The sequence below is a fragment of the Rubellimicrobium aerolatum genome, assembly GCF_017872975.1.
Classification (GTDB): domain Bacteria; phylum Pseudomonadota; class Alphaproteobacteria; order Rhodobacterales; family Rhodobacteraceae; genus Rubellimicrobium; species Rubellimicrobium aerolatum.
This window is the reverse complement of the sequence record NZ_JAGGJP010000013.1, coordinates 1-11547: the sequence shown is the minus strand read 5'-3', so window position 1 is coordinate 11547 and position 11547 is coordinate 1. Positions and strand designations below refer to the sequence as shown.

The 11547-nt window shown below is 58.2% G+C and carries 7 protein-coding genes; 5 read left to right on the top strand and 2 right to left on the bottom strand.

From position 1 onward, the window contains the following. Window positions 1–48: 48 nt before the first annotated feature. Window positions 49–1386, bottom strand: a complete 1338-nt coding sequence (locus tag J2Z33_RS13500) for a reverse transcriptase domain-containing protein (RefSeq protein WP_209841936.1) — start codon at window positions 1384–1386, stop codon at window positions 49–51. A 764-nt stretch (window positions 1387–2150) separates the two neighbouring features. On the opposite strand from J2Z33_RS13500, the gene J2Z33_RS13495 reads away from it, so the two are divergent. The 5 genes from J2Z33_RS13495 (at window position 2151) to J2Z33_RS13475 (ending at window position 10929) form a co-directional block, all read left to right on the top strand. Further along, complete coding sequence (locus J2Z33_RS13495) at window positions 2151–4142, top strand: PIN-like domain-containing protein (protein WP_209841934.1); 1992 nt, start codon at window positions 2151–2153, stop codon at window positions 4140–4142. A gap of 1350 nt (window positions 4143–5492) precedes the next feature. Continuing rightward, window positions 5493–6215, top strand: coding sequence for an Abi family protein (locus J2Z33_RS13490; RefSeq protein ID WP_209841932.1), 723 nt, complete (start codon window positions 5493–5495; stop codon window positions 6213–6215). Between the two features lie 143 nt (window positions 6216–6358). Further along, window positions 6359–6820 (top strand): hypothetical protein, encoded by a 462-nt coding sequence (locus tag J2Z33_RS13485; RefSeq protein ID WP_209841930.1) that lies wholly within the window; start codon window positions 6359–6361, stop codon window positions 6818–6820. A 324-nt stretch (window positions 6821–7144) separates the two neighbouring features. Next, the gene (locus J2Z33_RS18850) at window positions 7145–8764 is read left to right on the top strand and encodes a HamA C-terminal domain-containing protein (RefSeq protein WP_209841928.1); all 1620 of its coding nucleotides are present in this window, start codon (window positions 7145–7147) and stop codon (window positions 8762–8764) included. Then, a complete protein-coding gene (locus J2Z33_RS13475; protein WP_209841926.1) occupies window positions 8764–10929 on the top strand; it encodes a DEAD/DEAH box helicase in 2166 nt (721 codons plus the stop codon). The genes J2Z33_RS18850 and J2Z33_RS13475 overlap by 1 nt, the downstream gene beginning before the upstream one ends. Before the next feature lie 265 nt (window positions 10930–11194). On the opposite strand, the gene J2Z33_RS13470 is transcribed toward J2Z33_RS13475, so the two are convergent. Continuing rightward, window positions 11195–11547, bottom strand: a 353-nt coding sequence (locus J2Z33_RS13470) for a type II toxin-antitoxin system VapC family toxin (protein ID WP_209841924.1), incomplete at its 5' end; no start/stop codon positions are given.

The window sequence follows — 11547 nt, the reverse complement described above, 5'->3', positions numbered from 1 at the left end:
GTCAATCGAGTGGCGAGACATACTAGGCCCGAAATAACCATCGTAGAGCTAGGTCGAACCGCTCATGCCACCAGATTTCTGAAACATCCGTTTAGTAGATGGGACTCCCAAGATACCCATCTGAGCAATTATATCAAGCTTCGCTATATTTCGACAGATGAACCCGTGGTAGTCAAGAACTTGCTGCGCGATGAAGTGATCTAGCTGCTCAAACACTCTGCCATCGTTGCAAAAGGAAAAGGACTTTTGCCAGCCATAAACTTTTTTACTCATTGCATCGAGCGTAGCGCTCTGGGATTGTTTCGTGCTTGGGGGAATGCCTTTTCGGATCGCCTCTTTGATGGCAGACTTGGACTCAGAGAGACCGCTGACTACGTCTGACTTGATCCTCCTCACCGACGCAGTGCTTGGAGTGCAGCGCTTCGGTTGCAGGGTGCAGCCAAGGAAGTTGATAGCCGAGGAGCACTTGCCTCGTGCAGCTTTGTCTGGTGAGTCGATGGGAGAATACAATCCAAATCCAAAGTTCTTTAGCTTGGACTCGGCATGCAGGACTGCCGCATCCAGAGTAGCTTCATTACGGCTAACCATGAGAATATCGTCGATGTAACGGACCGCTCGGACACCCATGTCGTTAAGTTCGTGGTCTAGTTCGAAGAGGAGCACGTTTCCAGCAAACGCCGATAGTGAGGAACCTTGCGCTACCCCTATTCCCCCATCAGGGAACAAGGCTGCGTAACCTTTCAACTCTTCCTTATTGCGGAGATGAACCTCAAGTCCTCGCGAAAACAGATCGGCGAGCAATCGGTCACCTGTTTCATGCAGAACAAAATCGACCACTTGAGCCGTAGGAATCTTCGTAAAGAAAGATTTGATGTCCGACTGGTAGAAGAATTTCGCACCAGCATCGATCTCCTGCATAATTGTTGCAATGGCAGGACGGACTCCACCGTAAGGATAAATCAACCCTCCTACCCCATAGGACGAACGATTTACATCGTTAATTCGACCAAGCCGAGAGTCCAGCTTAGTCTCATAACGAGCTTCTGGATCGCGCAAATCTCGCGACTCTCGGGGCTGCAAGACCTGCAGGATCGCCCGCTGGACCACCCGATTTTTTAGCGTCGCTATTGCGATAGGGCGTGGGTCCTTGCCCTGCGCTAGTCTCTTCTGCTTGTCTTTCAGGACACCTTCGACTGGGTCGAAGGTAAATCGACCTTCTCGTAATTGCGTGATGATGCGCCGAAGCTGTCTCTGGTGGGTGTGCTCGAACTCGGATGCCATCCCTTTGATTTCGGCACTTCCAGAGTTCAGCGCACTGCGCTTCACATGGCGCCACGCGGCAAAGATGTTCTCCTCGCCTCGCACATCCTCAAAGAGCGACCTCATCAAGTTCTCCGCTCGGGGTCCCCGCACATACCGTCCCGACCGTTGACGAGCACCCATCCACTGCGCACGGCTGGGCCGCGACGACAGACACCTCAGCGGCGAACGCCACCTCGGCGTGGTCTCCCTGGCGCGCGATCCGCATGGCGAAGGCCAGCTTCACGTCGGACGCCATGGCGACCATGGACGTGCATTCCAGAATAGGAACGTCTTAACGGACCTTCAAGACGCCGTGATCGTCTTGCAGGAAATTATGGGGAAGCTGGAGGGCCTGGATCGGTGATAATCGAGCGCACGTTAGGCGTACTAGTCGTTAAGAGGGCCCTTAGTTCGGGAGATCTGTAAGGAGCCTCCCAGCGCTGAAGTTGAGGTATATCCGCCTTCCTCGGCGTCTGCCGCTGGAGCAGAGGCGGGCCTCACAGATGTCGGAGAGCGTCATGAACACGGCTGAGGACGTCCACCGCCGGGCTACAGCGAAACGACTGAGCCGGGTCAGAACCGGCTTCTGCGCTTGGTCGTTGCTTGCCCTTGAACCTTGGAGCTGCTGTTCGATCCACACGAGGCCGCCGCGCCGATGGAAGACGAGACCATCATACCTTGCCGATACAATCCAATCTGTTTTTCATCCGGTCGCACGGCCGCTGAACTATGCATCAGATAACTGTTCCGGACGAGGTCGGACCAACGACCTGCTGAAGGCTAGGGCAACTTGTTCGCCCACCTTCTCTCAGTCATAGAACGTCCTCGAAGTAGACCCCTGGAGTGACATGCGCCTCCCTCGTGACCCCTTCGACCGCCAAGCACAAGACACAGCTATCGCGGCAGCTCTTACCGATACGGCTCAATCTGCCATCTACTTGGACACATCGTCCCTGGTTTGGACCTATCGCCTGGCGGAAGGCGCACGGAAGGAGTTCATTGACTGGATAGGAACTGGGCCTCGGCTCGGAAAGGTGCATGTCCCGAGTTGGGCGCTGCACGAGCTATATCGACACCGCCGCTCACCGGATACGCTCCTGCCGGCTCGGCCAAAAGTTCGTGCAATTGAAGCAGATCTGTCCTTCATACAAGAAGCAGCAGCGCTCTTCGCCGATGACGTGCGGGCGAAGGCATTTGCGTTTGATGATCGAGCAAGCTATTTGAATTTCCTTCGCAAGGCTGCGTCGGATCTCACGCGAGCCATGAAGATGCTCAAGGATTCGGTCGAGCTGACGAAAGTGGAAGAGCAGTTACTCCCCTTCCTTGAGGGAGCCTGCCTCACCGCGCAGATGCCCACTTTCTCTGATCTTCAGAGGGAGTTTGCCGCTCGTAGCGAAGGTCGGATTCCGCCCGGCTACCGAGATGCCGGGAAGCGAGGCGATGCTGGATCTGTTGGTGGAGATGGGGCCAATCGATATGGAGACTTCGTTTTCTGGAAGGAAATCCTTGTTCACACGGGTAGTAAGCCAGATATTGAAAAAGTTGTCATTATAACTCACGATCAAAAGGACGACTGGGTTTACTTTCCCGAGAGATATGTTGATTACGACGGCAAGACTCTCGCAAATAATGCGAAGCCGAAGGTTGTTACCTGCCCGCACCCGACCCTATCACATGAGATTTCGACAGTTTCAGCAGTCAATGAGCTCTATATCGTAACAATTCCGCAACTGATTCAACTTCTCAGCAGCCATGGGGCATCGCGCGAGGTTCAACAGCTCGCCCGTGCAGTTCAGATTGAGCAGGCGGCAGAAGTGGATCGAGCTAAGCCGCCAAAGGACGAGAGTGGCACGGAAGAGGCGGTCGACGGGCAGTCCGATGTTGCGGTTGAAACTTCAGTTTTGGGCGAACATGCAGAGCCCGAAGCCCAAGTGGAGGCCGAGCCGCCCGCTCGGGAACCCGCTAACCCGGTCCGGAACCCCGAAGACCAAGTGGAGGGAGAGCCCCCCGTTCAGGAACCCGCTATTCCGGTCCAAAATGACGTGGAGCTCAGATCGGAAGTTGAAGATCTTCTCGACGCGCTAGCGCCGGATGCGAAGGCGGACGCGCGCTACCCAGCGATGGGGGCCGATGACTCCCCTGACTACATCATTCGCGCCCTGAAGACCTACAACTGGTATCGCCAAAACCCAGCTATGTCCGGCGTTGCTGCCGCTGTTTCAAGCGGCGCGGCCACCCCTGAACAGATTTTTGTCTTGGGCCGCAATGTCTATCAAGCTGCCTGCGGAAATTCCCATGCTGCAGTTCAGCTCATCGAGAATTTGGGGGAGTTCTTAGCTCGGCGGCTCAGTCCGAATGCGGATATTTTCTTTGCCGGCATCGTTTACGAGGCGTATTTTGATAGTGAGGGCAACATCCGCCCAACCCCGAAGAACTCATATCTTGAGCCAATCTTTGTTGTCGCTCTAAGTCAGCGGTTCGCAGACGTCAAACGCTGGTTCCGAAGGCAAATAGCTGGTAATGAAATGAAGTATGTTCGCCTACCTGGCGATCCGCCGAACGTCGACACGTTCAATCTGTCGTTTGCCGACGGCAAGGTGACGTCAATTCACTTGAGAGGATTTCCGATCACCCGCGCAGTCGACGAAGATTCTACCTGGGACTCGCTCCCGTCGAAAGTTTCTGAGCTAGAACTGCGGCAGTTGATTGCTGAGCACTTTGCGACGGTGGAGCGCCTTGTGGCTGTCGAGCCTCATCTAGATGGTAACCATGACCTCTCGCATCTGGTTCTAATCGAGTGGGGAACCAATACCGAGGTTGTGTTTCCCGAGAGACATTGAGCAAAGATCGAGCAGTTGTCGACGTTATCGACCAGCAAGACTCTCTGCGATGTGCGTCAGGCGCGAGCGGTCTTGCTTTGCTGGAGACCGAGAATTCTTGAATGGACGGCAGCCACCGAGCTGTTGCGGGGAGCCCCTACCTACCCCGACGGGTCGCCCCGCCCAGGGGAGTTGATTGTGTGACCGCCCTCCGACGGCAATGGTGTGCCAAGGTGGGTCTGCGATGATTCACCAGGGGGAGCAGTCATACCACCAACGCCCTTCCGAAGCCTCCAGGCGTCGTCCGTCTAACCTCCGTCTGACGGCCCGCGTTTGGCTCGTCCGGCAACATGCGTCATAGCGGTCAGGCGGACGGGATGATTGTCGGACGTGGGAGCAGACAGGAAATCTTGGCGCTTCCAGGCCGAGCTTGCCAATCCTCGAGCGGGTCGGAACGGCCACGTTTCCGGCTGGGTTAGGCCGTGCGCCTCCGTCCCTGTCGCGGGCAAAGTAGGACTCCGCGTGGCCGCTTTCGGGCGGTGAACCGGGTGTTGCAGATCGACTGGGCCGCCGTGCGCCTGCTGCAGGTAGCCGACATGGTCGCGCAGGCCCGCTCCTAAATCGACTGGGCCGAGGAGAACGCGGCCAGGCTGCGCGAGACGTACTGGATCACAGGGCTCTGGAAAGAAGAAAAACCGCCCCAAAGGGCGGCTCTCCAAGGGACGGCTCGCAACCGGTGCCCTTTGGGGGGGCCGGGTCACCGCAACGCTGGCCCGGCACGCGGCCTGACCAGTCGCCAGCTGTTGCCAGCCTAGCTCCGATCTAAGGCCATGGGGATCGTCGTTCAACACACCTGGTCGTAGCCCCGACTGGTGGTGCGCGAGTAGGACTGCCTGCCTCGCACCTTCTCCAAATATCCCGGGGGGCCGGGGGCCGCCCCCGAGGTTCGCCGCGAGGAGCTGGTCCGTCCGGACGCGTGCCGGCCGCCGGCCGCTCCGGGCCAGCTTGACGACATCGGACGTACGGTGGATGGCTGTTGCGGTGCGCTCGATGAGAGTTCCAGCTCGGGACGGAGGCTCTCAGAAGCTCACCAGGTTGGGGCCGAACCGCCTCGGTCGACTGAACGGCACCATCCATCACCTTGAGGGTCTCATCGAGCCTGTGGGATAAGCTGGGACGGAGGTTTGTGGAGAAGCGCCAACGGCGGGAGAGAACCAGTAGGGACGTGGGCGCGCCTGCTGGCTGCGATGGCCCAGGCTACAGAAACGATTTGCCCCGGCCGCATGCCAGAGGCAGAGACGGAACCGGGGCGTACAGGGCAAATATGCCCCTGACGGCGACAGGTTCAAGTGGAAAGTGAAACGAGACGGCATGACCGAAGAGGAGATCGCGGCCCTGGAGGACACCCTCTCTCTGGAGCGGTTTGGCCGATACCTCACCTGGGCCGACGGCGATCGGCTGCGCGCCGTCGAGCTTTACACCCTCAACTCCCAGCTTTCCGAGAGCCTTTATACTCCCCTCCACATGCTCGAGGTGGCGCTACGCAACAGGATCCATGCGGTGGCGTCCGCCGAGCCTCACGGCGACCCAGCGCTCCCCTGGTTCAATCGCCCCGAGTACCAGAAGGGCAGCCGGCAGGCGGAGCAGCTGGAAAAGGCCAAGGCCGAGCTGACGGAGAGCGGCCGTTCCCACGATCCGGGCCGGGTCGTGGCGGCGCTGACCTTCGGGTACTGGACGGCGTTTTTTGGCAAGGACTACGAGACGCTCTGGCAGCAGCTCCTGCACAAGATCGCACGGCGCGCCGACGGCAAAGGGCTCCGCCGCAAGGACTTCTCCGAGCCGCTTGCCCGGCTCAGGATGCTGCGCAACCGCATCGCGCACCACGAGCCTATCCTCAACTGGAACTTGCCCAAGCACCACGGGAAGATCATCGAGTTGACCGAGTGGCTGTCGCCTGCGGGGGCCGCTTGGTGCCGAACCTACGGTCGCTTCTCTGCCGTTTATCCGGCCTCGGGCATCGAGCTGGCGCGGCCTGCGCCCGAGTTCGTCCCTGCTGGGCCCACAGTTGGGCAGGACGATACGGGGATCAACTAACCGACCTTCCCGAGCCGGACCCTCCCGCGCCGTCTGCCGCGGGCCGGCCCTGGCGTGGCGGCCGATCCGAGGAGCCACAGGCCACCTCGTTCCCAGCGGGCCGTCCCTTGGCTTTCGGGTCCTTGTGGCCCAGACTCGCTCCCATGCCGATCGCTCCCGAGAACCGCTGGCTCTACCCCATCGACTGGCCGGAGCTGTCGCGGCTGATCCGCTTCGGGCGGGCCCGGGGCCGCTGCGAGCGCTGCGGGCGGCCGCACGGGCGGCGGGTCGTCCACCTGGGCGACGGCGCGGGCACCTGGTGGGACGAGGAGCGCGCGGCCTGGCGCGACGGCCGCGGTCGGCGGGTGCGGGGCTTGGCCCCGCCCGCCGTGCTGGAGGCGCGCCAGCCGACCTTGGCCGGTCTCGATCACGTCCCCTGGCTGCCGGTCACCCGGGTGGTGCTGGCGAGCTGCCATCTGCGGCACGACCCCAGCCGCAACGGGCCCCGCGATCTGGCCGCGCTCTGCCAGCGCTGCCACATGCTCCACGACGCCCCCGAGCACCGGCGGACGCGCTGGCGCAAGGCGTTCCTGCGGCGCGCCATGGGCGATCTGCTCGTGCGCTAGGGGGCGACGACCGCTGCGGTGGTTCGGTCTAGGGCCTGGCTGAGATCAAGGGGTGACCCACGATGATGACCTGGGCTCGAAAGTCGCCCCTCACGTGGCGCTCACCGCGCGAAGAGCGCCTACCTTACCTTGCGTTCCATGCAAGGTCTGGCATCGCAGGGAACTCTCAACTGGCGGGCAGCTCCGGTGCGACCTACGATCCTGCTAAGTCATAACTTCGCGCCGAGCCGAACTCTCATCTTGCAAAAGTGTCAGGCTTCGAGACCGCCAGCTTTACACTTTCTACGGTAGTCGGCATCTTCCCCTCCGTAAGGGAGGCGCCGAGTGCCTGATAGTTTAGTGGATCCAGCAAGGGCGTCAGATGCTGGGGGTATCGCTGCACGACGCGGTTTTCGCATTCAAGACCATGTAGCCGCCAGAGTTGCCTTGGAGATGCTACAGGATCCGATGGTCATGCAACTCGAATGTGAGACAGGCGATGATGTTGTGGTTAGGCGCAACGAAGCTGGTTCAGTCATCAACGAGTACATCCAGGTCAAGACAACTGAAAAAGATAGCAAATGGAATATAGCTGAGCTGATTGCGCGTGATAGCGGCAGGAAGGGAAGCTCAGTATGCGAAAAGTCTCTCCTCTGTGACAAGCATGGCGACACAGCGTGGTTTCGACTAGTCACAACGAGACAGGTGTGCACCAAGCTTCTTCCATTCACCCTACCTCGCGCTAAGCGCAGTAGTAACACCACGCTTGCTGGATTGGTTGCGAGCTTTTCCAAGCGTTATAGGGACATCAAATCCGCCTCCGGGCGAACATTAGAAGACTGGTCACGTTGCCTCCTGTGGGAAGTGGAAGGAGACGAACAATCTCTAATTGCGCGGAACACGAATGCGTTATTGAAGCTGGCTGGAGGCCGCGGCCTTTATCCGGCTTTCCACCTGATTGATGAGACTTATCAGCGCCTCGTCCAGAAGACGCGCGCAATGGGTGATGAACCATCGAGTAATCCTGACGGCAAGGTTTGGAGCCGAAGCGACTGTCTGACATGGTGGGAGGAGCAGCTGCGTCAGATGCGCGAGGCGGCGACTGCCGCCGTGAAGGTCTACCAGATCTTTGATGCGCCGCGGTTCTTCTCGGAGCTTCACACAGTTGATGACAGCGAAATCAATAGGGCCCTGTACGCTTATGACGTCGAGTATGATGGACAGGTCTGGCGCAAGAGCGAACTGATCGAGCACCTGCTCGATTGGCTGCCGGAGGTGGCTCTATCTCCTCGCGTACTGGCGAGCTACAACCACCTATCTGCGCGACGGCTGCCAGGCGAAGCGTTGAAGGCATTGGACCGGCGCGGCCCGGCCGACATGCCGCACCTTATCGCCGCGCTTATACTGCATGCCATCCTCCGTCATCACTTCGGCGCCGAGCCGATTGCTTGCCGGATCTTCTTTTCAATCGCGGGCACGATGCGGTCCACCAGCGCACATATCGTGCCACTTGTAACCGGTGAGGAGATCTGGCTGGGGCGATCGCGCCTGGTGACCGCATCTAATCACCACGCCGTTGTCAGCGAAGTTCTTTCCGAGCTCCGTACTGCATTGACCCGCGACGTGCTGCATGAAGAGCGGGACATCATCATCCAACTACGCGAGCCGCGACACCTACGCGCCGATAACCTTGACGGAATCCTGAAATCTACTGGGAAGACGTCGGACCTTCTCAAGGTAATCCGCCTTCCCATTCTGGTAGCATATGACAGCACTACGCTTCAATCAGGATTCAACGCTGTATACGTCAACCTGTTGCAGCGAGAGGTCGAAGACGAATATGTGAGAATTAAGAATCAAATTGGGGATGAACTAAGCGGCATTCAAGTTTCAATATTCCTTGTTCCAATAGAATGCGCCACTACACTCGCGCGAGACTTCGAGAAACAGCTTAGGGGACAGTGATGGATTTGAGCCTCATTCGAGAATCCCTCACTCAACCAGAAAAGCTGGCTGAGCATCGCTTTCCTATTTTCCGGGAAGTTGCCCGACTGGCGAATGACGAAAGAACGGTTGCGATTGCGCGCGACTTGATTATCCGCCTGCTGTCGCACAGAGAGACGTTCACAGATGGGTACGACGCTCTCCTCGATGCTTTGGTCCGGGAGGTAGGGCTGTTCCCCTATACCGACCAAACCAAGAGTGAAGGACTAGAAGATCAGATCCTGATCGAGGCCCACAGGGTTCATGGTGTTGGAGAAGAACGCCTCTTCCACAGCTTACAGCTGTCTGTCTTTCAGGAGCTAATCAACGGCCGCAACGTAGTGCTGAGCGCGCCGACAAGCGTTGGTAAGAGCCTCGTTATTGATGCTGTCCTTGCAACCCGCAAGCATAAACGCGCAGTTATTATTGTACCTACGATCGCTTTGATTGATGAGACTAGGAGGCGCATTGCTTCATCGCTGGGCTCCAGCCACGACATCATCACTCATCCGAGCCAAGCCCGGCTCGATGATGGACGACCTACTGTGTACATCCTGACACAGGAGAGGGCGTTGGGGCGGAAGGACCTTGGCGACGTCGACTTCTTCGTCATCGATGAGTTCTACAAACTGGATATGCGCGACGATGATGACGAACGTGCAATCGATCTTAATATCTGCTTTCACCGACTAGCCCAGCAGGGGGCCCAGTTCTATCTGATCGGCCCCAACATTTCGTCTGTAAGCGGTCTGGCATCCGACTACAAGCATGTTTTTATTCCATCCGACTTCTCAACTGTCGCGCTGGATGTACATCACTTCAACCTCAAGCAGCGCGGCGAGGAACGTGCCACTAAACTCGTCGAACTTTGCAGTTCTCTGACCAGTCCGACCCTTGTATATTGTCAGTCTCCACGTAGCGCGCGAGAAGCTGCACGCACAATCCATACCGGTTGTAATCTGCCGATCTGCGATGCAACTAAAGATGCGGTGACATGGCTTGAGCAGCACTACCCATCAGAATGGGAGGTCATACAGTCCCTCAAGAGGGGCGTCGGCATTCACCACGGCAATGTACCAAGAGCGATTCAGCAGTATATGGTTTGCGCATTCGAGGAACATCGGATTAACTACCTCGTCTGCACGTCAACTATCATTGAAGGCGTAAACACCGTCGCCGAGAATGTTGTGATCTTTGATCGGCGCCGGAACACGAAAACTATCGATGATTTTACATTCAGGAATATTGCCGGTCGCGCAGGACGTATGAACCGCTACTTCATCGGCAAGGTCTTTGTCTTGGAAGAGGCCGTTGCTGAAGGTGACCACATGGTTAACCTACCGATTGAAGGACAAGACCTCTCAACCCCGCTCTCGTTGCTCCTTGATCTACCACAAACAAGTCTGTCCACTGGATCTAAGGAGCGTCTGAGCACTATCTTCAGAGATTCAAAACTAAGCGAAGCGACAATACGCGCAAATCGTTATTTGCCGATCGACGTTCAGAACATACTGTTTGACGCTATATCTGGGATTTATGATAGATCGCCCGAATTACTTCAGTGGCGCGGCGTTCCGAACTCTAATCAGCTTCGCGCAGTGTGCGAGTTGATCTACACTCACATTGATCAAGGGAGCTCCTTGCGGCATCATGGTATATACGATGGCAACCAGCTCCATGCTGTTCTTACCAGTCTTATGAATGCGGGTGATTTTAAAGATTTCATCAGACGCCGGGTACGCGAACGATGGGAGACTAGGACCGTCAGCGATGCTGTTGAGGACGCGCTCGCCTTTCTTCGCAAGTATGTTGGCTATACGTTCGGCCGTCAGTTAATGGCAGTCAGCCGCATTCAAGCAGACGTTCTTGGCCGACATAAGCGATCGGTTCCGGGGGACTACAGCATGTATGCGGCGCAGGCGGACTCCCTTTTCATGCCGGCCGGCCTTTTCGCCTTGGATGAGTACGGTGTTCCGGCTGAAATCTCATTGAAGATGAAAAGGCATTGGGGCGCAATTGAAGATGTAGACCATGGCCTGCGGCTGCTCGCTTCGTTGAACACCGAGCAGATCGATCTTCACCCATTCGAGCGCGATCTACTCAACAATGTCCGTCGATCATTGCCTCCTCGAGCTTACTCAGCTTGAGCAGTGACGGAGTAGGCTAGCCGCTAGAACGTCCGTTCAGGCCTTGTGATAAAGAGGTCCAGCAAACGTTCCCAAACCTTACACGCCAGGGCCGTCCGGAAACCCGCAAGCACGCACAAAGGCGTAGGTTCAGCTGAAGCTTTCTCGACGGCTCACCCCAGGCGGTTCGCGCTGCGCATCGTCCGCCCTGAGCCGGTGAGCGGGTCGAGGAGGAGCGTCAAGGATTATAGACGCCCCCCCACGCCTGACCCGGCCTCATGACCGCTCAGCGGAGCATCTCCACGGCCACCCCGACCAGATCACCCACTGTCGCCCAAGCCTTGTCCGTGGTCAGGACCGTGGCCCTGCGGCTTGCAGCCAGGGCCAGGCAGCCCCGGTCCCCCAGGGACAGGCCCTGTCCCCGTGTCGCGGCCCGCAGCGCGCCCGTGGCGTAGGCCATGGCTTCGTCAAAGGGCACCACGGAGAGATGAAGGGGCGCGAGAAGGGCGCGGGCGGTGGCCGCGTCGGCGCCGAGGTCGTTCAACTTGGTGGCCACCTCGGCGAGGTTCACGGTCGAGATGACGGCTTGGGACAGCACGGCCGCCACGCGCTCGGCCCCGGGCTCGCCGTTGATGAGGC

What these genes read in the sequence shown, in the direction of transcription:
- J2Z33_RS13500 (WP_209841936.1), bottom strand. Translation starts at nt 1,386, where the DNA reads ATGAGGTCGCTCTTTGAGGATGTGCGAGGCGAGGAGAACATCTTTGCC.
- J2Z33_RS13495 (WP_209841934.1), top strand. Translation starts at nt 2,151, where the DNA reads ATGCGCCTCCCTCGTGACCCCTTCGACCGCCAAGCACAAGACACAGCT.
- J2Z33_RS13490 (WP_209841932.1), top strand. Translation starts at nt 5,493, where the DNA reads ATGACCGAAGAGGAGATCGCGGCCCTGGAGGACACCCTCTCTCTGGAG.
- J2Z33_RS13485 (WP_209841930.1), top strand. Translation starts at nt 6,359, where the DNA reads ATGCCGATCGCTCCCGAGAACCGCTGGCTCTACCCCATCGACTGGCCG.
- J2Z33_RS13475 (WP_209841926.1), top strand. Translation starts at nt 8,764, where the DNA reads ATGGATTTGAGCCTCATTCGAGAATCCCTCACTCAACCAGAAAAGCTG.